Raw genomic sequence first — 20,204 nt, 5'->3', positions numbered from 1 at the left:
GAATTATCGCCGGTAATGCATACGGGTTCAAGTGAGTATCGCATGCTGCCGGATGACGGCTTCGCCTTATCCGGCCGACATACGCAGGCCCGGTCAGCGCAGCGCCACCGGGCATCAGCAGCTACTCGTCTTCCAGATAAGTATAGCCGTACAGTCCCGCCTCGAACTCCTCGAGGAACTGCTGCTGCAGCGCGTCGTCCAGACCGGTATTTTTCACCTGATCGCGGAACTGGGTCAGCAGCGTGTTCGGATCCAGCTGCACATACTGCAGCATATCCGCTACGGTATCGCCCTCGTCGGACAGCTCAACCTCAACGCTGCCGTCAGGGAAGACGAACACGTCCACCGCCTCGGTATCGCCGAACAGGTTGTGCATGTTGCCGAGGATCTCCTGATAGGCGCCAACCATGAAGAAGCCCAGCATCGGCGGGTTCTCCGGGTCGTATTCCGGCATCGGCATGGTGGTGGCGATCCCGTCGCCGTCCACGTAGTGATCGATGGCGCCATCGGAATCGCAGGTGATGTCCAGCAGCACCGCGCGGCGCTCCGGCGACTTGTTCAGCCCTTCCAGCGGCATCACCGGGAACAGCTGATCGATCCCCCAGGCATCCGGCATCGACTGGAACAACGAGAAGTTGACGTAGATTTTATCCGCCATTCGCTCCTGCAGCTCATCGATGATGGGACGATGGGCGCGGTTGCTCGGGTCGAGCTGCTTCTGCACCTCATGGCACATGTTCAGATACAGCTGTTCCGCCCACGCGCGCTCCTGCAGGTTGAAGGTGCCTGAGGAGTAGCCGATGTGGATATCGTGCAGGTCCATCTGGCTGTCGTGCAGCCATTCGCGCAGCGAGCGGCGGTTGCCGGTCTCGTGCATCTCCAGCCAGGTTTCCCACATGCTCTGCAGCGGACGCGCAGCGTCTTCCGCCGGCGGGGTCGCCTCGGTGTATTCGTTACGCTCAACGCCGATGATGTTGGAAACCAGCACGGTATGGTGCGCGGTCACCGCGCGGCCGGACTCGGTGATCACCGTCGGGTGCGGCAGGCCATTCTCTTCGCAGGCATCGCCGATCGCCCAGATGATATTGTTGGCGTATTCGTTCAGACCGTAGTTCACCGAGCAATCGGACTGCGAGCGGGTGCCTTCATAGTCCACGCCCAGGCCGCCGCCGACGTCGAAGCACTGAATGTTGACACCCAGCTTATGTAGTTCGACGTAGAAACGCACCGATTCACGCACGCCGGTGGCGATATCGCGAATGTTAGCCATCTGCGAACCGAGGTGGAAGTGCAGCAGTTGCAGGCTCTCAAGATGGCCTGCCTCGCGCAGAATTTCGACCAGTTGCAGCACCTGGGTCGCTGCGAGGCCGAACTTGGACTTCTCGCCGCCGGAGGACTGCCATTTACCGGAGCCCTGCGAGGCCAGACGCGCACGTACGCCAAGGCGCGGCACCACGTTCAGGCGCTCGGCCTCTTCCAGTACGATAGCGATCTCGGACATCTTCTCAATGACCAGATAGACCTTGTGGCCCATCTTCTCGCCCACCAGCGCCAGACGGATATATTCGCGGTCTTTATAACCATTACAGACGATGACGCTGCGGGTCATCCCGGCGTGCGCCAGCACGGCCATCAGTTCCGCTTTCGAACCGGCTTCCAGGCCCAGCGGCTCGCCGGAATGGATCAGCGATTCAATCACGCGACGGTGCTGGTTAACCTTGATCGGGTAGACGAGGAAGTAATCGCCGTTATAGCCATACGATTCACGCGCGCGTTTGAAGGCGGCGTTGATCGAGCGCAGGCGGTGCTGCAGGATCTGCGGGAAGCAGAACAGCGCCGGCAAGCGCTGCCCTTGCGCTTCACGCGCTTTGACTAATTCCGCGAGGTCAACGCGCGCTTCCGGGACGTCCGGATCCGGGCAAACGCTGATGTGGCCCAGTTCGTTGACGTCATAATAGTTATTGCCCCACCAGGCAATATTATAAGTACGCAGCATCTTGCTGGCTTCCTGGGAGCTCATCGCTACCTCCTGCATGGAACGTAGTACACCGTGTTCGCCTGCTGACGAAGGCGAAACCATAGACATGTCGTCAGACATAGCGAACCTCAATTTTTAATAATAAGTGTAAGACAGTTAACTACTATCGCAGTCCAAAGATGCGATAACAACCCATGAACAGTCCTAAAGCCCAGCACTATCTGCTGGTTTTGCGACTGCGCGACCGGTTTCTTATTCATATCATCGTAAAACACGTAGCCGAACAGAGTATGACAGTCCGGAGAAACCACGAGAAAACTCTTGCCAGGCAAGAGCGCCCTTGTTCAGTTTTCTGACGGCCGACCGGCCCTGGAATCCTGAGAAGCGCCGAGATGGGGTGAACATCGGCTGGTTTGCATGAGAGAGATGCAGGTTGCGGAGTGCTGACGCGCGACAGAACGACGCGACGAATCAAACGAAAAACATTGGTTCATTATCTGGTATCACCTCCACACCGCCCTGCGACAGGGTCGGCGACAAGCCAAAGCTATACATACCGGGCAACAGGCGCTACGCCGCTGCGAGATTCTGTAAATACAGACTGCTTAACCCGGCTGGAAGTGGCACCACAGGGCCATGCCCCGTGCGCTTTTTTAATGAGCCGCGCGCGGCGTTTTATACCGAGAAGCGGGGTAAAAAGCAAAATAAAAATGTGCCTGTTTGCGCGGTTGTCAGGAAATTTTGCCAGGCGGGTTTTCCCATAAATGCGACCGCCATCAAAAAAGGCTGGAAATGGGCTCAAGATTTGACCTAAAATGGCCGTCCAGAAGTTAATCCGTCTATACTGATTAACACTCAGACTGCTCGTGTCGCTACCTGCGCGGCTTTGCGCTGATTATCCACCAAAGCCACATTACACAACAGTATGAGCTATCCGAATCGTCCACAGGTGAAATAAAATATGGCAAAACACCTTTTTACGTCTGAGTCCGTATCAGAAGGGCATCCTGACAAAATTGCTGACCAAATCTCCGATGCCGTGCTGGATGCGATCCTCGAGCAGGATCCGAAAGCGCGTGTCGCATGTGAAACCTATGTCAAAACCGGCATGGTGCTGGTAGGCGGCGAAATCACCACCAGCGCATGGGTTGATATCGAAGAGATCACCCGCAACACCGTCCGCGAAATTGGCTACGTGCATTCCGATATGGGCTTTGACGCCAACTCGTGCGCCGTACTGAGCGCCATTGGTAAACAGTCTCCGGACATTAACCAGGGCGTTGACCGTGCCGATCCGCTGGAACAGGGCGCCGGCGACCAGGGGCTGATGTTTGGCTACGCCACTAACGAAACCGACGTGCTGATGCCGGCGCCGGTGACTTACGCTCACCGTCTGGTGCAGCGTCAGGCTGAAGTGCGTAAAAACGGCACCCTGCCGTGGCTGCGCCCGGATGCGAAAAGCCAGGTGACCTTCCAGTATGACGACGGCAAAATCGTCGGCATCGACGCGGTCGTTCTGTCGACTCAGCACGCGGAAGATATCGATCAGAAATCCCTGCAGGAAGCAGTGATGGAAGAGATCATCAAGCCGATTCTGCCGACCGAATGGCTCAACGCGTCCACCAAATTCTTCATCAACCCGACCGGCCGTTTCGTTATTGGCGGCCCGATGGGCGACTGCGGTCTGACCGGTCGTAAGATCATCGTTGATACCTACGGCGGCATGGCTCGCCACGGCGGCGGCGCGTTCTCCGGTAAAGATCCATCTAAAGTTGACCGTTCCGCAGCCTACGCGGCGCGCTATGTGGCGAAGAACATCGTTGCCGCAGGCCTGGCCGATCGTTGCGAAATTCAGGTTTCCTACGCTATCGGCGTTGCAGAACCGACGTCCATCATGGTGGAAACCTTTGGCACCGAGAAAGTGCCTTCTGAACAGCTGACCCTGCTGGTGCGCGAGTTCTTCGACCTGCGTCCATACGGCCTGATTCAGATGCTGGATCTGCTGCACCCGATCTACAAAGAAACCGCAGCCTACGGTCACTTTGGTCGCGAACATTTCCCATGGGAAAAAACCGACAAAGCGGCGCTGCTGCGGGAAGCGGCCGGTCTGAAATAATCTCCGCGCTTCCTCTCTTCAAGGCCAGCCTCGCGCTGGCCTTTTTATTTACGCCTCCCCCCCCTTTTCTGCGCCCCCATTTCAACGCGCGGCCGCCAAAAAATGAAAGCGATTACATAGTAAAGACTGTCACCTTCTGCCCAAAGACGCTATCTCCTGTACCCATTTTTCACAATGTTACATATTGTTTCGGTCAACTCTGATTACCGTTTTTCAAAATGTCGTCTATCCTTGTTTATATTGCTGATTTAAAAAGCATTTAATGAATTACGTTTCTTTACCTTTGTGGAAACGATTACACAGCCGTGATTATAGTCACGTTTTTTTACCGACGAGTGTCCTACCCTAACCATCGACAGAATCAATAACTCAACTGGAGGGCGTTATGCCTGACAACAAAAAACAAGGGCGTTCGAACAAGACTATGACGTTCTTCGTCTGTTTCCTCGCCGCGCTGGCTGGCCTGCTGTTCGGCCTTGATATCGGTGTTATTGCGGGTGCCTTACCCTTTATTGCCAATGAGTTCCAGATTTCCGCCCACACCCAAGAGTGGGTGGTCAGCTCCATGATGTTCGGGGCTGCCGTCGGCGCGGTCGGCAGCGGCTGGCTCTCTTTCAAACTGGGCCGGAAAAAGAGCCTGATGATCGGCGCAATCCTCTTCGTCGCCGGTTCGCTGTTCTCTGCCGCCGCGCCAAACGTCGAGATCCTGCTGGTTTCCCGTGTGCTGCTCGGCCTGGCGGTGGGCGTCGCCTCATATACGGCTCCGCTGTATCTGTCGGAAATCGCCCCAGAAAAAATTCGCGGCAGTATGATTTCCATGTACCAGCTGATGATCACCATCGGGATCCTTGGCGCCTATCTCTCTGACACCGCTTTCAGCTACAGCGGCGCATGGCGCTGGATGCTCGGGGTTATCATCATTCCGGCGGTATTGCTGCTGATCGGCGTTATCTTCCTGCCGGACAGCCCGCGCTGGTTCGCCGCCAAACGTCGCTTTGTCGATGCGGAACGCGTGCTGCTGCGCCTGCGCGATACTAGCGCCGAAGCGAAACGCGAGCTCGATGAAATCCGTGAAAGCCTGAAGGTAAAACAGTCCGGCTGGTCGCTGTTTAAAGACAACAGCAACTTCCGCCGCGCGGTGTTCCTCGGCATCCTGCTGCAGGTGATGCAACAGTTCACCGGGATGAACGTCATCATGTACTACGCGCCGAAGATTTTTGAGCTGGCGGGTTATGCCAACACCACTGAGCAAATGTGGGGGACAGTGATCGTCGGTCTGACTAACGTGCTGGCCACCTTTATCGCCATCGGTCTGGTCGACCGCTGGGGCCGTAAACCGACGCTGATCCTTGGCTTTATCGTGATGGCCGCGGGTATGGGCGTCTTGGGTACCATGATGCACATCGGCATTCACTCCTCTACCGCGCAGTACATCGCCGTCCTGATGCTGCTGATGTTCATCGTCGGTTTCGCCATGAGCGCCGGCCCGCTGATTTGGGTACTGTGCTCCGAAATCCAGCCGCTGAAAGGCCGCGACTTCGGTATCACCTGCTCCACAGCGACCAACTGGATTGCCAACATGATTGTCGGCGCCACCTTCCTGACCATGCTCAACTCGCTGGGCAGCGCCAATACCTTCTGGGTGTACGGCGGTCTGAACGTGCTGTTTATCCTGCTGACGCTGTGGCTGATCCCGGAAACCAAAAACGTCTCGCTGGAACATATTGAACGTAACCTGATGCAGGGTCGTCCACTGCGCGAGATCGGTGCCCGCGATTAACCTTCCTGAGCTTCCTCCCATCCCGGGAGGAAGCTTCCTCTTGCTCTCCCCCCTCCGCCGCACTATCCTCTGGCGCTATGAAAACGCCCCGTATTCCCATCGCTATTCAGCAGGCCGTCATGCGCAGCCTGCGGGAGCATCTCGCCAATGCGAATCGCAAGCTGGAACGCCGCTATGCGGAACCGACGCTGGTCTACCAGCAGCGTGGTACTTCCGCCGGCACCGCCTGGCTGGAGAAAAACGAAATTCGTTTAAACCCGGTGCTACTGCTGGAAAATCAGCGTGAGTTTATCGATGAAGTGGTGCCGCATGAGCTGGCGCACCTGCTGGTCTGGCAGCATTTCGGCCGCGTCGCGCCGCACGGGAAAGAGTGGAAATGGATGATGGAGAGCGTCCTTGGCGTTCCCGCGCGTCGCACCCACCGCTTTGAACTCGCTTCGGTCCGCCAGAACACCTTCCCCTATCGCTGTCGCTGTCAGCAGCACCAGCTCACCGTCCGTCGCCATAACCGGGTGGTTCGCGGCGAGGCCACCTACCGCTGCGTTCGCTGCGGCGATCTGCTGGTGGCTGAAAAATAACCATCGGAATTAATTAGAAACTTTCTGATCTGACTGATTGCATCCGGCACCCTCATTCGCTACGTTGCGGGCTCGTTTTGACACGGAGTTAACGATGTCCCGTATGCATGTTTTAGCCGTAGCGGTATTGAGCGCGGCAGTCAGTGGTCCGCTTGCGGCCGCTGGTATTAATAGTTTTTCCCAGGCCAAAGCCGCTGGCGTCAAAGTGAATGCCGACGTTCCGGGCGATTTTTATTGCGGCTGTAAAATCGACTGGCAGGGGAAAAAAGGCGTTATCGATTTGGAATCCTGCGGCTATAAAGTGCGTAAAAATGAGAACCGCGCCAGCCGGGTTGAATGGGAGCACGTAGTGCCGGCATGGCAGTTCGGCCATCAGCGTCAGTGCTGGCAGGAGGGTGGACGTAAAAACTGCGCCAAAGATCCGGAATACCGCAAGATGGAAAGCGATATGCACAACCTGCAGCCGGCGGTGGGAGAAGTGAATGGCGATCGCGGCAACTTTATGTACAGCCAGTGGAACGGCGGTGAAGGCCAGTACGGCCAGTGCACAATGAAGGTCGATTTTAAAGATAAAATCGCCGAGCCCCCTGCCCGCGCTCGCGGCGCCATCGCCCGCACCTACTTCTATATGCGCGACCGCTATCAGCTGAATCTTTCCCGCCAGCAAACTCAGCTGTTTACCGCCTGGAATAAACAGTACCCGGTCACCGCCTGGGAATGTGAACGTGATGAGCGCATCGCGAAAGTGCAGGGCAACCATAATCCGTATGTCCAGCAGGCTTGCCAGGCGCAAAAGAGCTAACCTACACTAGCGGCAATTGTTAATTTGCAGCCCTGTGCTTCCCGCCCGATGGCGGGAAGCTGGCATCTGCGCAACGAACGGAATATCAAGCATGCGCATTCCTCGCATCCATCATCCAGAACGCCTCATTGTCGGCAGCCAGATCGCGCTGAGCGATGACGCGGCCAACCACGTCGGCCGCGTCCTGCGCATGACCGCCGGTCAGCACCTACAGCTTTTTGACGGCAGTAACCAGGTGTTTGACGCGGTCATCACCGAGGCCGGTAAGAAAAACGTTACGGTTGAGGTGCTCAGTGGCGAACCTGACGATCGGGAATCGCCGCTGCATATCCATTTAGGCCAGGTGATGTCCCGCGGCGAAAAAATGGAATTCACCATCCAGAAATCGATCGAACTCGGGGTAAGCCTCATAACGCCACTGTTTTCCGAGCGCTGCGGCGTTAAACTGGATGCCGAACGTTTGCAGAAAAAGATCCAGCAGTGGCAGAAAATCGCTATTGCCGCCTGCGAACAGAGCGGTCGTAACGTGGTACCGGAAATACGTCCGGCGATGCAGCTGGAGGCGTGGTGCGCCGAGCAGGACAGCGGGCTGAAGCTCAACCTGCACCCGCGCGCCAGCGCCAGCATTAACACGCTGCCGCTGCCGGTTGAACGCGTCCGTCTGCTGATTGGCCCGGAAGGCGGGCTGTCGGCTGAAGAGATAGCGATGACCGCGCAATACCAGTTTACTGATATCCTGTTGGGACCGCGCGTTCTGCGTACAGAGACTACTGCGCTCACCGCCATCACCGCCCTACAGGTGCGTTTTGGCGACTTAGGTTGAGGCGTTAACGGAGAAGAACCATGATCAAGCTCGGCATCGTGATGGATCCCATCGCAACCATCAACATCAAGAAAGACACCAGCTTCGCTATGTTGCTGGAGGCGCAGCGTCGCGGCTATGAACTCCATTATATGGAGATGAACGACCTCTATTTGATCAACGGCGAAGCCCGCGCCCGGACGCGCACGCTGAGCGTCGAACAGAACTACGATAAATGGTATGACTTCACCGGCGAGCAGGATCTGCCGCTGGCGGACCTTGACGTCATCCTGATGCGTAAGGATCCGCCGTTTGATACCGAATTTATTTATGCCACCTACATCCTGGAGCGGGCGGAAGAGAAAGGCACGCTTATCGTCAACAAGCCGCAGAGTCTGCGCGACTGTAACGAGAAGCTGTTCACCGCCTGGTTCTCTGAACTGACTCCGGAAACGTTGGTCACCCGCAATAAAGCCCAGCTGAAAGCCTTCTGGGAAAAGCACGGCGATATCATCATGAAACCGCTCGACGGCATGGGCGGCGCCTCTATTTTCCGGGTTAAAGCCGGCGATCCAAACCTTGGGGTGATTGCCGAGACGCTGACCGAACTGGGCAGCCGCTACTGCATGGCGCAGAACTATCTGCCGGCCATTAAAGATGGCGACAAGCGCGTGTTGGTAGTGGATGGAGAGCCCGTGCCTTACTGCCTGGCGCGAATTCCGCAGGGTGGCGAGACCCGCGGCAATCTGGCCGCCGGCGGCCGCGGCGAAGCCCGCCCGTTGACCGAAAGCGACTGGGAAATCGCCCGCCGCGTCGGCCCGACGCTGAAGGCCAAAGGCCTTATCTTCGTCGGCCTGGATATCATCGGCGACCGTCTGACGGAAATTAACGTCACCAGCCCCACCTGCGTACGCGAAATCGAAGCCGCCTTCCCGGATATTTCGATCACCGGTATGCTGATGGACGCTATCGAAAGACGTATCGATAAATAAGCACGACGGCGGACCAACGTCCGCTTTTGGCGCAGCGAGCGCGGATTACCGCGCTCGTGAAACGTTGCCAGCCTGACGCCACTCGGGCGCCAGCCAGATAAAGTGCATCGACACCATTCTACTTTGCCCGCATACTGGGTGTTGCTTTTTTGAACCAGGAACGAACCTCTGACAATGAATTTACAGCATCACTTTCTGATTGCCATGCCCGCGCTTCAGGACCCCATTTTCCGCCGCTCCGTAGTCTATATCTGCGAGTACAACGACGAGGGTGCCATGGGCATTATTATCAATAAGCCGCTGGAAAATCTGCAGGTGGAAGGGATCCTTGAGAAGCTCAAAATTGTCCCGGAGCCGCGCAATCCAGAGATCCGTCTGGATAAACCGGTGATGCTGGGAGGCCCGCTGGCGGAAGACCGCGGCTTCATTTTGCATACCCCGCCCTCTGACTTTTCCTCGAGCATTCGCATCTCGGATAACACGGTGATTACCACCTCGCGGGATGTTCTTGAAACCTTAGGAACCGATCGGCAGCCGGGCAACGTGCTGGTTGCGTTGGGCTACTCTTCGTGGGAGAAAGGGCAGCTGGAGCAGGAGATTTTAGATAATGCCTGGCTCACCGCCCCGGCGGATCAGAATATTCTTTTCCGTACGCCGATCGCCGATCGCTGGCGCGAGGCGGCTAAACTGATTGGTATCGACATTGTGACGATGCCAGGCGTCGCGGGGCATGCGTGATGAGCGGAACCTTTCTCGGCTTTGACTTTGGCACCAAAAGCATCGGCGTGGCGGTGGGACAACGCATCACCGCGACCGCACGACCATTACCGGCGCTGAAGGCGCAGGATGGTAAACCGGACTGGAACGTCATCGAAAAACTGCTTAAAGAGTGGCAGCCTGAGGCGGTAATCGTCGGCCTGCCGCTCAATATGGACGGCACCGAGCAACCGCTGACGGCGCGCGCGCGTAATTTCGCCAATAAAATTCATGGCCGCTTTGGCGTCGCGATCCTTCTCCACGATGAACGGCTGAGTACGGTTGAGGCCCGCGCGGGCCTGTTTGAACACGGCGGCTACCGGGCGCTGAATAAAGGCAGCGTCGATTCAGCCTCTGCCGTAGTCATACTGGAAAGCTACTTCGAGCAGAGCTTTTAAACTCTGCCCTCCTGCGCCGCCGGCGGACCGCTGACGGCGCACGTTTACCCGCTTAGTGGCGCAGATGTTCGTTAGCCCAGCTCACCGCCTGGGTGCGATTTTTCACGCTCAGTTTACGAAACACATTGTACAGGTGCGTCCGCACCGTGTTCTCGCTGATAAACAGCGCGCGGGCGATATCCAGGTTCGTCGCGCCGCAGCGCAGTTCGTTGAGGATCTCGCATTCCCGCTCGGTCAGCGGCGAGTTCTCTACTGGAGTCGATGCATGGTCCGCAGCGTACATCGCCGGGTGCATCACGCTCAATTCAGCCGTCTGCTCGCCGTTCAGCACGGCCTTAACGCCCTCAATTAAGCGCGATTCATCATCGTCATGACGGAACACGCCATATAAAGCCGGCCACTGCGCCATTTCGTATAGCTCATACTTTTGTGCGCTATTAATAATCAACAAACGAGGATTATCTGCCTGCAGGCGAATAATATCCCGCCACACCCCGTTTAATTTCTTATTTGACACTGCAATATCAAATAATATTACAGAATCTTTTGCCAAACGCTGCGCCAGCGGTTTATTAATATTTTGTAAAACCACCGGTGCCATCAGGGTTTCGCTCAGATAGCTGGCAAAGGCTTTGCTTTGAATAGACGGGTGGGTAATAAAGGTTACCTGACGAGAAGATGATGAATTTCCATTTAAATTAATCACTTAAAACTCTCCTTAGCTGTTACCCACCGCCATGGTGGTTAAATGAATAAAAAAAGATACAAACAGTCGTGAATTTATAAATCACCAAGGTAATTTACAAACTGAAACGTTATTCCATGAGAATCATCCTATTCCCACAAACAGCATAAATCGAATGACTCAAAGCTGTCAAAAGATAATCAAACTTTTTTCCTGGAAATGCGTATTCACTGTCGACATATCTAATCTGAATGTGTTATTTGAATTTATAATCAAAAGTTATTTGTATTACCAAATAATATTAATAAACAACAAATAAACATTCATCTAACATATTATTTAACCTGTCATATCAATCTCTTTCTCATCTTATAGCGCGCCTGCAGCGACACATTGCTGAAAACTCTGGGTAAAGGTCAACATTCCGGCCTGCATCCCGGTCTGCATCACACCAGGCAATTGATGTACTTTTCCTTCACGGATCAAATTCGCCACCGCTGGCGTGTTGACCAGAAGCTCGTATAGCGCAACTCTCCCGCCCTGACGTGCAGGTAACAATTTTTGCGCCAGTACCGCGCACAGGCTTCCGGCAAGCTGGCTACGAACCTGATCTTTCTCCTCCGCCGGAAAGACATCGATTAATCTCTCCACCGCCGGCGCCGCGCCGCGGGTATGTAATGTCGCCATTACCAGGTGCCCGGTCTCCGCCGCGGTTAACGCCAGGCGAATGGTTTCGCTATCGCGTAGCTCCCCGAGCAGGATCACATCCGGATCCTGGCGCAGCGCCACGCGGAGCGCCGCGGCGAACGAAGGACAGTGACGGCCAACTTCCCGCTGCTGGATCAGACAGCGCTCGCTGTGATGAATAAATTCCACCGGATCTTCAAGCGTCAGAATATGGCCATCAAGATGCTGATTGAGGTGCCCCACCATTGCCGCCAGGGTGGTCGACTTGCCGCTGCCCGTCGCTCCGGTGACCAACAGCAAACCACTCTCTTCCGCCAGCAGTTCGCTCAGCGCAGGCGGGGCGCCGAGCGTGTCCAGACGCGGGCACTGTTCAGGAAGGAGGCGCAGCACCAGCGATATCCCACGCGTATGGGCGAAGGCGCTGGCGCGCAGCCGCGCACCGCAGGCCAGGGTCAGCGCAAAGTCAATCTGGCCGTGTTCCTGCCAGTGCAGTAACTGTGCGGCATCGAGCCAGTCGTTGAGTAAATTCGCAATATCCGGCGCGGGAAAGGGCGCGGGCTGCAGCCTGCCCTGCCGCCGCCAGCGTGGTGCGGCGGAATTGCACAGGTGTAGATCGGAGACATTATGCTTTACACTAAGGGCTACGATTTCTTCCAGCTTCATAACTCATCCTCGGAATATGAACGATATTGCGCATAACCTGGCACAGGTCCGGGACAAAATCTCCGGTGCTGCCGCCCTATGCGGGCGTGCGCCAGAAGAAGTGACATTGCTTGCAGTGAGTAAAACGAAACCTGCGAGCGCGATCGAAGAAGCCATTGCGGCAGGCCAGCGGGCATTTGGTGAAAACTACGTCCAGGAGGGCGTGGAGAAGATTAACCATTTCCAGCAGGCTGGCGTCAGCGGGCTGCAGTGGCACTTTATTGGCCCCCTGCAGTCCAACAAAAGTCGGTTGGTGGCAGAGCATTTTGACTGGTGCCACACCGTCGATCGGCTGAAAATCGCCACCCGCCTGAACGAGCAGCGCCCGGCGCATTTGCCGCCGCTGAAGGTGCTGATTCAAATTAACATCAGCGATGAGCAGAGCAAATCCGGCATCCCGCTGGAAGCGCTCGACGGCTTAGCGGCGGAGATCGCTGAGTTACCTCATCTGGAACTGCGCGGCCTGATGGCCATCCCCGCGCCTGAGTCAGAATATGTAAGGCAGTTTGCCGTCGCCCGGCAAATGGCGGTAGCATTTGCGCGATTAAAAACGCGGTACCCCACGGTCGATACGTTGTCTCTGGGAATGTCGGACGATATGGAAGCCGCAATCGCGGCGGGAAGCACGATGGTGCGCATCGGTACAGCCATTTTTGGTGCGCGCGACTACAGCAAATAATAAGGAATCTGAGGAACGCCATGAAGACGTTGACTTTCCTGCTTTCAACGGTCATTGAGCTTTACACGATGGTCGTGTTGTTACGCGTCTGGATGCAGTGGGCGCGCTGCGACTTTTACAATCCGTTTTCGCAGTTTGTGGTGAAAGCCACGCAGCCGATTGTCGGACCGCTGCGCCGGATTATCCCGGCAATGGGGCCGATTGACAGCGCCTCGCTGCTGGTGGCATTTATTCTCTGCGTCATCAAAGCGATCGTGCTGTTTATGGTGATCACCTTCCAGCCGATCATCTGGATCTCCGCTCTGCTTATTCTGCTGAAAACCATCGGCTCGTTGATCTTCTGGGTACTGCTATTGATGGCGATCATGAGCTGGGTCAGCCAGGGCCGTAGCCCGGTGGAGTATGTGCTGATGCAGCTGGCGGACCCGCTGCTGCGCCCTATCCGCAACCTGCTGCCGTCGATGGGCGGTATCGATTTCTCGCCGATGGTGCTGGTACTGCTGTTGTACGTAATCAATATGGGCATCGCCGAAGTGCTGCAGGCCACCGGTAATGTACTGCTGCCGGGGCTGTGGATGGCGCTATGAGTGCCGTTGAAACCTGCGCTGACGGGCTGGTGTTGAGGCTGTACATTCAGCCTAAGGCCAGCCGCGATAGCATCGTGGGCGTACATGGCGACGAGCTTAAAGTCGCCATTACCGCCCCGCCCGTTGATGGCCAGGCCAATGCCCACCTGGTGAAATTTCTCGCCAAACAGTTCCGCGTCGCCAAAAGCCAGGTACTGATTGAAAAAGGCGAGCTGGGCCGCCATAAGCAAGTTAAAATCATCGCCCCACAACAGATCCCGACTGCGGTCGCGGCGCTAACTGAATAAACAGGATTCATCATGCAAAAAGTCGTCCTCGCTACCGGCAACGCCGGCAAAGTGCGCGAACTGGCCTCGCTGCTGGAAGATTTTGGTCTCGATATCGTCGCTCAGACCGAGCTGGGCGTGGACTCTGCGGAAGAGACCGGCCTGACCTTCATTGAAAACGCGATTCTGAAAGCGCGCCACGCGGCGCAGATCACCGGCCTGCCGGCCATCGCCGACGATTCCGGTCTGGCCGTCGATGCTCTTGGCGGCGCGCCGGGTATTTACTCCGCACGCTATTCCGGCGTCGATGCCAGCGACCAGCAGAATCTTGAGAAGCTGCTCGACGCGTTAAAGGACGTGCCGGACGACCAGCGTCAGGCCCAGTTCCACTGCGTGCTGGTCTATCTGCGCCATGCCGAGGATCCCACGCCGCTGGTGTGCCACGGCAGCTGGCCTGGGGTAATCACCCGACAAGCCGCCGGTCATGGCGGCTTCGGTTACGACCCGATCTTCTTCGTCCCGTCAGAAGGGAAAACCGCGGCCGAACTGAGCCGTGAAGAAAAGAGCGCCATTTCCCATCGCGGGCAGGCGCTGAAACTGTTACTGGAAGCATTACGTAATGGCTAATTTGCCGCCGCTGAGTCTCTATATCCATATTCCCTGGTGCGTGCAGAAATGCCCGTACTGTGATTTTAATTCGCATGCGCTGAAAGGCGAGGTGCCGCATGATGACTACGTCCAGCATCTGCTGAACGATCTGCAGGCTGATGCGCAATATGCCCAGGGACGGGAAATAGGCACTATTTTTATCGGCGGCGGAACGCCGAGCCTGCTGTCCGGCCCGGCCATGCAAACCCTGCTGGATGGCGTCCGCGCCTGCCTGCCGCTGGCCGCCGGGGCGGAAATCACCATGGAAGCCAACCCGGGTACCGTGGAGGCCGATCGCTTCGTTGATTATCAGCGCGCCGGGGTGAACCGCATCTCCATCGGCGTACAAAGCTTTAGCGAACCGAAGCTGCAGCGCCTGGGGCGGATCCACGGCCCGGAGGAGGCCAAGCGCGCAGCACGTCTCGCCAGCGGCCTCGGCTTGCGCAGCTTCAACCTCGACCTGATGCACGGTCTGCCGGACCAGTCGCTGGAGGAGGCGCTGGACGATCTGCGTCAGGCGATTGCCCTCAACCCGCCGCACCTGTCGTGGTACCAGCTGACCATTGAGCCGAACACCTTGTTCGGCTCCCGGCCGCCGGTGCTGCCGGATGACGACGCGCTATGGGATATTTTCGAGCAGGGGCATCAGCTGCTGAGCGCCGCCGGCTATCAGCAGTACGAGACGTCCGCCTATGCTAAGCCAGGCTTCCAGTGTCAGCATAATCTCAACTACTGGCGCTTTGGCGACTACCTCGGCATCGGCTGCGGCGCGCACGGCAAGATCACCTTCCCTGACGGACGCATTCTGCGAACCGCCAAAACCCGCCACCCGCGCGGGTATATGGAAGGCCGTTACCTTGAGCGTCAGCATGATGTGGAAGAAGCGGATAAACCGTTTGAGTTCTTTATGAACCGTTTTCGCCTGCTGGAGGCCGCGCCGCGCGCTGAATTTAGCCGCTATACCGGACTTGAGGAAGCGGCGATCCGCCCGCAGCTGGACGCGGCGATAGCCCAGGGCTACCTGCAGGAAGACGAGCAGAACTGGCAGATTACCGAGCACGGTAAGCTGTTCCTGAATTCCCTGCTTGAGTTGTTTCTGAACGAGTAAACGCAGCGGCGGTCCTGCCGGGAAGCGGACCGCCATGGCATTATTTCAGCGAGCCAACCAGCGCTTTGCGGCTGTCCTCCAGCGATACCACCCGGCTGCAGACGTCCTTACCAAACTGCTGGAAATCGGCCTCCTGGTTTTTCCATTCCTCCTGAATCGCCGTTTGCAGGCCGCCGAGGCTGCCAAGAATGCCCTGTAACGGATTACCGCCGCCTTTGAGCACCGCTTTGGCGCCCATCTCGTTAATGCTGTCCTGCAGAATGCCGCCCATCGCCTGATTCACCAGCTGCTGGCCATCGGCGCGTACCTGGTCGATGGCTTTATAGTGGAAGGTCAGGCCATCGCTGCGGCGCTCAATTATGCGGTTCATCTGTTCTTTCAGCTGCGCGTCCAGTTTGGTCAGGCGACCGTGCATGCTGCTGTTGGCGCCAACCTGTTCGGTAATGATTTTATCCAGCGCCTTGCGGCTTTTTTCGACTCGCGAACGCGCGCCTTCGTCAATCCACGGCAGGCTGCTGCGCAGGCTGGCCTGATAATCCTGCGCCTGTTCGCGCTGGGCGGCGCTGAGCGCATAGGCCTTGCCGTTAAAGGTCAGATTGCCGTCCGGCTTTATCACCAGATCGCCGTTTTCCCCTTTCACCTGCACCTGCTGCGGGCTGAGGATCACATCGTCACGCGGCGTGACGCTACACTGGTAGTCCGCATGGGCAGACAAAGCGGTGACGGAGAGCGCCACCGCCAGCAGCGTTTTACGCATCATAAAACTCCCTTAAGACAAAACGGGCCGGCAATTGCCGACCCTTGTCAAACTTAGTCCCACCAGACGTCAAAAAGTTCGCTGGTGCGCACATCCTCTAACTTACGCGCTTCCAGCCATTTGCGTACGATAGCCTGATGCTCTTCAGTGCACTTACCAATCTCCTGCATGCAGATGAGCCCTTCCCAGGAGAGATAACCGCTGCCGTCGAAGGCCAGCTTGTTCGGCTCTATCACCTCTTCGATCAGATCGTTGACCGTCTGGTCGATCTGCTCTTCGCTGGTCCCTTCCGGGAAACGCCAGGCGACGGAGAAGCCTAACTCCTGAAACTCATCGATATGCATTTTTTTACGCAGACGACGGCTACGATTCTTGGCCATTATTTCACCCTCTCGAACATTAAGTCCCATACGCCGTGGCCGAGACGATGGCCACGCTGTTCAAATTTGGTTACCGGGCGCGATTCCGGGCGCGGTACGTAATCGTTGCTTGCCGACTGGTTACGATAGCCTTCCAGCGAGGACATGACTTCCAGCATATGCACGGCATAGGCTTCCCAGTCGGTCGCCATATGGAAGACGCCGCCGAGCTTCAACTTGCTTTTCACCAGCTCAGCGAAAGGCGGCTGCACGATACGACGTTTATTATGACGCGCTTTATGCCACGGATCAGGGAAAAACAGTTGCACCATATTCAGCGAGTTATCCGGGATCATGGTATGCAGCACTTCCACCGCATCGTGACACATTACGCGCAGGTTTTGTACGCCTTCTTCTTCCGCAGAAGCCAGACAAGCGCCAACGCCCGGGGAGTGTACTTCAATGCCGAGGAAATTCTGTTCCGGTTTGGCTTTCGCCATCGCCACCAGCGAGGCGCCCATCCCGAAGCCAATTTCTAAGGTGACCGGCGCGTCACGGCCAAACAGGGCGGCGAAATCGAGCGGCGCATCGTTGAATTCAACGCCCATCACCGGCCAAATGTTATCCAGCGCATGCTGCTGCCCTTTCGTCAGGCGGCCCTGGCGACGGACGAAGCTACGAATCCGGCGCAGCGGGCGACCGTTTTCATCGAATTCCGGAGAGATGACGTCGTTTTTCATAAAAGTTTGGTCTGCTTGTGAATGTGTTCGGAAAACGGGCATTATCCAAAGTTACCCGGCGGATGCAAGGGTTTACAGCCACTCGCCCTTATGCTGCAATCTGCCCCCCTGTAATCGCGATCCCGGAGCCGTAGCTTTGACTTTTCTCGCCACGCAATTTTCAGCCCAGGTTCTGGACTGGTACGACAAATACGGGCGTAAAACCCTGCCCTGGCAAATCGCCAAGACGCCCTACAAAGTATGGCTCTCCGAAGTGATGTTGCAACAAACCCAGGTGACCACGGTAATCCCCTATTTTGAACGCTTTATGGCGCGTTTCCCCACGGTGGTGGATCTCGCCAACGCGCCGCTGGATGAAGTGCTGCATCTGTGGACCGGTCTGGGCTACTATGCCCGGGCGCGCAACTTACATAAAGCCGCGCAGCAAGTCGCCACACTGCACGGCGGCGAATTCCCCCGGACCTTTGACGAAGTGGCGGCGCTGCCCGGCGTCGGGCGCTCAACGGCGGGGGCGATTTTATCCCTTTCGCTCGGTCAGCATTATCCGATTCTCGACGGCAACGTGAAGCGCGTGCTCGCCCGCTGCTATGCTGTCAGCGGCTGGCCGGGGAAAAAAGAGGTGGAAAAACGGCTGTGGGACATCAGCGAAGAGGTCACCCCGGCAGAGGGCGTCGAGCGCTTCAACCAGGCGATGATGGATCTCGGGGCAATGGTTTGCACCCGCTCGAAGCCGAAGTGCGAGCTGTGTCCGCTGAGCAACGGCTGCGTGGCCTACGCGAACCATTCATGGGCGGAATATCCGGGCAAAAAACCGAAGCAGACCCTCCCGGAACGCACCGGCTACTTCCTGCTGATGCAGCACGGCGACGAGGTGTTTCTTTCCCAGCGTCCGCCGGTGGGTCTGTGGGGCGGGTTGTTCTGTTTTCCGCAGTTTGCAGACGAAGCGGAGCTACGCGAGTGGCTGGCGCAGCGCCAGATAAAGGCCGATAATCTGACGCAATTAACCGCTTTTCGCCACACTTTCAGCCATTTCCACCTGGATATTGTGCCGATGTGGCTTACAGTGCACTCATCTGGCGCATGCATGGATGAAGGCAACGCACTCTGGTATAACTTAGCGCAGCCGCCGTCGGTCGGTCTGGCGGCCCCCGTGGAGCGCTTGTTGCAACAGCTAAAAGCCGGAGCGCCGGTATAAATTTTTCGGCTATCAAAGAGGATTAATTATGAGCAGAACCATTTTTTGTACCTTCCTGCAGCGTGAAGCGGACGGCCAGGATTTCCAGCTGTATCCGGGCGAGCTCGGAAAGCGTATTTACAACGAAATCTCCAAAGAAGCCTGGGCGCAGTGGCAGCACAAGCAGACCATGCTGATCAACGAGAAAAAGCTCAGCATGATGAACCCGGAGCACCGCAAACTGCTTGAGCAGGAGATGGTGCAGTTCCTGTTTGAAGGGAAAGACGTGCACATCGAAGGCTACACGCCGCCGGAAAAACAGTAAGGGCCCTGCGGCCTTTAAAAAAACAAACACAACACGCACGCCCGGAATGATGAAAAAATACTTAGCGCTCGCGCTGATTGCGCCGTTGCTCGTTTCGTGTTCCAGCTCCAATAAAAAAGGCGCCGAATACAACGAGGCCTGGGTCAAGGACACGAACGGATTCGATATTTTGATGGGCCAGTTCGCCCACAACATCGAGAACATTTGGGGGTACAACGAAGTCCTGCTCGCCGGGCCAAAGGACTACGTCAAGTACACCGACCAGTATCAAACCCGCAGCCACATCAACTTCGATGAAGGGACGATCACCGTCGAGACCATTGCCGGCACCGACCCTCGCGGACGACTGCGCCAGGCTATCGTCAAAACCCTGTTGATGGGCGATGACCCCAACTCCATTGACCTCTATTCCGATGTCGATGACATCCAGATCTCCAAAGAGCCGTTCCTCTATGGCCAGGTGGTGGATAACACCGGGGCGTCGATTCGCTGGGAGTGGCGCGCCGCGCGCTTTGCCGACTATCTGCTGCAAACCCGTCTGAAGAGCCGCAACAACGGCCTGCGCGTGGTCTACAGCATCACCATTAACCTGGTGCCGAACCACCTCGACAAACGTGCGCATAAATACCTCGGCATGGTGCGTCAGGCCTCGCGTAAGTATGGGGTTGATGAGTCGCTGATCCTCGCGATTATGCAGACCGAATCCTCCTTTAACCCCTATGCGGTCAGCCATGCCGACGCCATGGGGCTGATGCAGGTGGTCCAGCACAGCGCCGGCAGAGACGTCTTCCGCTCCCAGGGTAAATCCGGCCTGCCAAGCCGCAGCTATCTGTTTGACCCGGCGAATAACATCGACACCGGTACCGCCTACCTGGCGATGCTGAACAATGTTTACCTCGCCGGCATCGATAACCCCACCTCGCGTCGCTACGCGGTGATCACTGCCTATAACGGCGGCGCCGGCAGCGTACTGCGGGTCTTCTCCAGCGATAAAGTGCAGGCGGCCAATATTATCAACAGCATGGCGCCAGGGGACGTCTACCAGACGCTGACCACCCGCCATCCGTCGGCGGAATCGCGCCGCTATCTGTACAAAGTTAATACGGCGCAGAAAAGCTACCGCCGTAAATAGCCCTCCTCCCGACTCCGGCCTCAGCCCCGCGCTGAGGCCGCGCTTATTCTCCGCCATACTCTGTAATATCTTTCGGTTTTCTGCGGCAGTTAACAGAAGCATTAAGCTAGTGAATGATAGAATCGCATCAAAATAACGGGATTAATGTTATTT

General features: G+C 56.8%; 23 protein-coding genes. 16 read left to right on the top strand and 7 right to left on the bottom strand.

Features of this window, described 5'->3' with window-relative positions; translation table 11 throughout:
* Positions 1–121: 121 nt before the first annotated feature.
* Together speA and yqgB are read right to left on the bottom strand one after the other, a co-directional pair.
* Positions 122–2,098, bottom strand: coding sequence for a biosynthetic arginine decarboxylase (speA, locus tag KB892_RS02555; RefSeq protein WP_002916576.1), 1,977 nt, complete (start codon positions 2,096–2,098; stop codon positions 122–124).
* Between the two features lie 8 nt (positions 2,099–2,106).
* Positions 2,107–2,238: an acid stress response protein YqgB gene (gene yqgB, locus KB892_RS02550; protein WP_002916578.1), complete on the bottom strand. Its 132-nt coding sequence runs from the start codon at positions 2,236–2,238 to the stop codon at positions 2,107–2,109.
* 701 nt (positions 2,239–2,939) lie between these two features.
* On the opposite strand from yqgB, the gene metK reads away from it, so the two are divergent.
* From metK to ruvX, 8 genes are all read left to right on the top strand, one after another.
* Complete coding sequence (gene metK, locus KB892_RS02540; RefSeq protein WP_004149807.1) at positions 2,940–4,094, top strand: methionine adenosyltransferase; 1,155 nt, start codon at positions 2,940–2,942, stop codon at positions 4,092–4,094.
* 385 nt (positions 4,095–4,479) lie between these two features.
* The gene (locus KB892_RS02535; protein ID WP_002916587.1) at positions 4,480–5,874 is read left to right on the top strand and encodes a sugar porter family MFS transporter; all 1,395 of its coding nucleotides are present in this window, start codon (positions 4,480–4,482) and stop codon (positions 5,872–5,874) included.
* Between the two features lie 77 nt (positions 5,875–5,951).
* Complete coding sequence (locus KB892_RS02530; protein WP_002916588.1) at positions 5,952–6,452, top strand: SprT family zinc-dependent metalloprotease; 501 nt, start codon at positions 5,952–5,954, stop codon at positions 6,450–6,452.
* Between the two features lie 94 nt (positions 6,453–6,546).
* Positions 6,547–7,254, top strand: a complete 708-nt coding sequence (gene endA / locus KB892_RS02525; RefSeq protein WP_002916589.1) for a deoxyribonuclease I — start codon at positions 6,547–6,549, stop codon at positions 7,252–7,254.
* Between the two features lie 91 nt (positions 7,255–7,345).
* On the top strand, positions 7,346–8,077 hold the full coding sequence (gene rsmE / locus KB892_RS02520) for a 16S rRNA (uracil(1498)-N(3))-methyltransferase (protein WP_002916597.1): 732 nt from the start codon (positions 7,346–7,348) through the stop codon (positions 8,075–8,077).
* Positions 8,078–8,097: 20 nt separating this feature from the next.
* Positions 8,098–9,048: a glutathione synthase gene (gene gshB, locus KB892_RS02515; RefSeq protein WP_002916600.1), complete on the top strand. Its 951-nt coding sequence runs from the start codon at positions 8,098–8,100 to the stop codon at positions 9,046–9,048.
* A 174-nt stretch (positions 9,049–9,222) separates the two neighbouring features.
* Positions 9,223–9,786: a YqgE/AlgH family protein gene (locus KB892_RS02510; protein ID WP_002916603.1), complete on the top strand. Its 564-nt coding sequence runs from the start codon at positions 9,223–9,225 to the stop codon at positions 9,784–9,786.
* Positions 9,786–10,202 (top strand): Holliday junction resolvase RuvX, encoded by a 417-nt coding sequence (ruvX, locus tag KB892_RS02505; RefSeq protein ID WP_002916605.1) that lies wholly within the window; start codon positions 9,786–9,788, stop codon positions 10,200–10,202. Before KB892_RS02510 ends, ruvX begins: the two co-directional genes overlap by 1 nt.
* A 52-nt stretch (positions 10,203–10,254) precedes the next feature.
* On the opposite strand, the gene KB892_RS02500 is transcribed toward ruvX, so the two are convergent.
* A complete protein-coding gene (locus tag KB892_RS02500) occupies positions 10,255–10,908 on the bottom strand; it encodes a LuxR family transcriptional regulator (protein WP_002916607.1) in 654 nt (217 codons plus the stop codon).
* Between the two features lie 348 nt (positions 10,909–11,256).
* Positions 11,257–12,237: a type IV pilus twitching motility protein PilT gene (locus tag KB892_RS02495; RefSeq protein WP_002916609.1), complete on the bottom strand. Its 981-nt coding sequence runs from the start codon at positions 12,235–12,237 to the stop codon at positions 11,257–11,259.
* 16 nt (positions 12,238–12,253) lie between these two features.
* Here KB892_RS02495 and KB892_RS02490 point away from each other — a divergent pair, with 16 nt between their 5' ends.
* Genes KB892_RS02490 through hemW form a run of 5 tightly spaced genes read left to right on the top strand, consistent with a single transcriptional unit; the run spans position 12,254 to position 15,564 of the window.
* On the top strand, positions 12,254–12,955 hold the full coding sequence (locus KB892_RS02490; protein ID WP_002916611.1) for a YggS family pyridoxal phosphate-dependent enzyme: 702 nt from the start codon (positions 12,254–12,256) through the stop codon (positions 12,953–12,955).
* Between the two features lie 20 nt (positions 12,956–12,975).
* The gene (locus tag KB892_RS02485; RefSeq protein WP_002916613.1) at positions 12,976–13,542 is read left to right on the top strand and encodes a YggT family protein; all 567 of its coding nucleotides are present in this window, start codon (positions 12,976–12,978) and stop codon (positions 13,540–13,542) included.
* Entirely contained in the window at positions 13,539–13,829 is a 291-nt protein-coding gene (gene yggU, locus KB892_RS02480; RefSeq protein ID WP_002916614.1) for a DUF167 family protein YggU, read from the top strand. Before KB892_RS02485 ends, yggU begins: the two co-directional genes overlap by 4 nt.
* Positions 13,830–13,841: 12 nt before the next feature.
* On the top strand, positions 13,842–14,435 hold the full coding sequence (locus KB892_RS02475) for an XTP/dITP diphosphatase (protein ID WP_002916615.1): 594 nt from the start codon (positions 13,842–13,844) through the stop codon (positions 14,433–14,435).
* A complete protein-coding gene (gene hemW / locus KB892_RS02470) occupies positions 14,428–15,564 on the top strand; it encodes a radical SAM family heme chaperone HemW (protein WP_002916617.1) in 1,137 nt (378 codons plus the stop codon). Before KB892_RS02475 ends, hemW begins: the two co-directional genes overlap by 8 nt.
* Positions 15,565–15,604: 40 nt before the next feature.
* On the opposite strand, the gene KB892_RS02465 is transcribed toward hemW, so the two are convergent.
* From KB892_RS02465 to trmB, 3 genes are read right to left on the bottom strand one after another with little or no spacing between them, the layout of a single operon-like run.
* Complete coding sequence (locus tag KB892_RS02465; RefSeq protein ID WP_002916619.1) at positions 15,605–16,324, bottom strand: YggN family protein; 720 nt, start codon at positions 16,322–16,324, stop codon at positions 15,605–15,607.
* A gap of 50 nt (positions 16,325–16,374) precedes the next feature.
* Entirely contained in the window at positions 16,375–16,701 is a 327-nt protein-coding gene (locus tag KB892_RS02460) for a YggL family protein (RefSeq protein ID WP_002916620.1), read from the bottom strand.
* A complete protein-coding gene (gene trmB / locus KB892_RS02455; protein WP_002916627.1) occupies positions 16,701–17,420 on the bottom strand; it encodes a tRNA (guanosine(46)-N7)-methyltransferase TrmB in 720 nt (239 codons plus the stop codon). The genes KB892_RS02460 and trmB overlap by 1 nt, the downstream gene beginning before the upstream one ends.
* Positions 17,421–17,556: 136 nt before the next feature.
* On the opposite strand from trmB, the gene mutY reads away from it, so the two are divergent.
* From mutY to mltC, 3 genes are read left to right on the top strand one after another with little or no spacing between them, the layout of a single operon-like run.
* The gene (gene mutY / locus KB892_RS02450; protein ID WP_002916628.1) at positions 17,557–18,615 is read left to right on the top strand and encodes an A/G-specific adenine glycosylase; all 1,059 of its coding nucleotides are present in this window, start codon (positions 17,557–17,559) and stop codon (positions 18,613–18,615) included.
* A 28-nt stretch (positions 18,616–18,643) separates the two neighbouring features.
* The gene (locus KB892_RS02445) at positions 18,644–18,919 is read left to right on the top strand and encodes an oxidative damage protection protein (protein ID WP_004105744.1); all 276 of its coding nucleotides are present in this window, start codon (positions 18,644–18,646) and stop codon (positions 18,917–18,919) included.
* Positions 18,920–18,968: 49 nt separating this feature from the next.
* Complete coding sequence (mltC, locus tag KB892_RS02440; protein ID WP_002916629.1) at positions 18,969–20,051, top strand: membrane-bound lytic murein transglycosylase MltC; 1,083 nt, start codon at positions 18,969–18,971, stop codon at positions 20,049–20,051.
* Positions 20,052–20,204 lie beyond the last annotated feature (153 nt).

The sequence above is a fragment of the Klebsiella sp. P1927 genome (genome assembly GCF_018204675.1).
GTDB classification, from domain to species: Bacteria; Pseudomonadota; Gammaproteobacteria; order Enterobacterales; family Enterobacteriaceae; genus Klebsiella; species Klebsiella pneumoniae.
This window is presented reverse-complemented; position numbering and strand designations above follow the sequence as displayed.

Bases quoted from the DNA above. Each gene is read 5' to 3' on its own strand.
- trmB (WP_002916627.1), bottom strand. From the start codon at position 17,420: ATGAAAAACGACGTCATCTCTCCGGAATTCGATGAAAACGGTCGCCCG.
- metK (WP_004149807.1), top strand. From the start codon at position 2,940: ATGGCAAAACACCTTTTTACGTCTGAGTCCGTATCAGAAGGGCATCCT.
- KB892_RS02475 (WP_002916615.1), top strand. From the start codon at position 13,842: ATGCAAAAAGTCGTCCTCGCTACCGGCAACGCCGGCAAAGTGCGCGAA.
- KB892_RS02530 (WP_002916588.1), top strand. From the start codon at position 5,952: ATGAAAACGCCCCGTATTCCCATCGCTATTCAGCAGGCCGTCATGCGC.
- rsmE (WP_002916597.1), top strand. From the start codon at position 7,346: ATGCGCATTCCTCGCATCCATCATCCAGAACGCCTCATTGTCGGCAGC.
- ruvX (WP_002916605.1), top strand. From the start codon at position 9,786: ATGAGCGGAACCTTTCTCGGCTTTGACTTTGGCACCAAAAGCATCGGC.
- KB892_RS02445 (WP_004105744.1), top strand. From the start codon at position 18,644: ATGAGCAGAACCATTTTTTGTACCTTCCTGCAGCGTGAAGCGGACGGC.
- KB892_RS02495 (WP_002916609.1), bottom strand. From the start codon at position 12,237: ATGAAGCTGGAAGAAATCGTAGCCCTTAGTGTAAAGCATAATGTCTCC.
- yggU (WP_002916614.1), top strand. From the start codon at position 13,539: ATGAGTGCCGTTGAAACCTGCGCTGACGGGCTGGTGTTGAGGCTGTAC.
- hemW (WP_002916617.1), top strand. From the start codon at position 14,428: ATGGCTAATTTGCCGCCGCTGAGTCTCTATATCCATATTCCCTGGTGC.
- yqgB (WP_002916578.1), bottom strand. From the start codon at position 2,238: ATGAATAAGAAACCGGTCGCGCAGTCGCAAAACCAGCAGATAGTGCTG.
- KB892_RS02535 (WP_002916587.1), top strand. From the start codon at position 4,480: ATGCCTGACAACAAAAAACAAGGGCGTTCGAACAAGACTATGACGTTC.
- KB892_RS02485 (WP_002916613.1), top strand. From the start codon at position 12,976: ATGAAGACGTTGACTTTCCTGCTTTCAACGGTCATTGAGCTTTACACG.
- endA (WP_002916589.1), top strand. From the start codon at position 6,547: ATGTCCCGTATGCATGTTTTAGCCGTAGCGGTATTGAGCGCGGCAGTC.
- speA (WP_002916576.1), bottom strand. From the start codon at position 2,098: ATGTCTGACGACATGTCTATGGTTTCGCCTTCGTCAGCAGGCGAACAC.
- mltC (WP_002916629.1), top strand. From the start codon at position 18,969: ATGAAAAAATACTTAGCGCTCGCGCTGATTGCGCCGTTGCTCGTTTCG.
- KB892_RS02460 (WP_002916620.1), bottom strand. From the start codon at position 16,701: ATGGCCAAGAATCGTAGCCGTCGTCTGCGTAAAAAAATGCATATCGAT.
- KB892_RS02490 (WP_002916611.1), top strand. From the start codon at position 12,254: ATGAACGATATTGCGCATAACCTGGCACAGGTCCGGGACAAAATCTCC.
- KB892_RS02510 (WP_002916603.1), top strand. From the start codon at position 9,223: ATGAATTTACAGCATCACTTTCTGATTGCCATGCCCGCGCTTCAGGAC.
- KB892_RS02465 (WP_002916619.1), bottom strand. From the start codon at position 16,324: ATGATGCGTAAAACGCTGCTGGCGGTGGCGCTCTCCGTCACCGCTTTG.
- gshB (WP_002916600.1), top strand. From the start codon at position 8,098: ATGATCAAGCTCGGCATCGTGATGGATCCCATCGCAACCATCAACATC.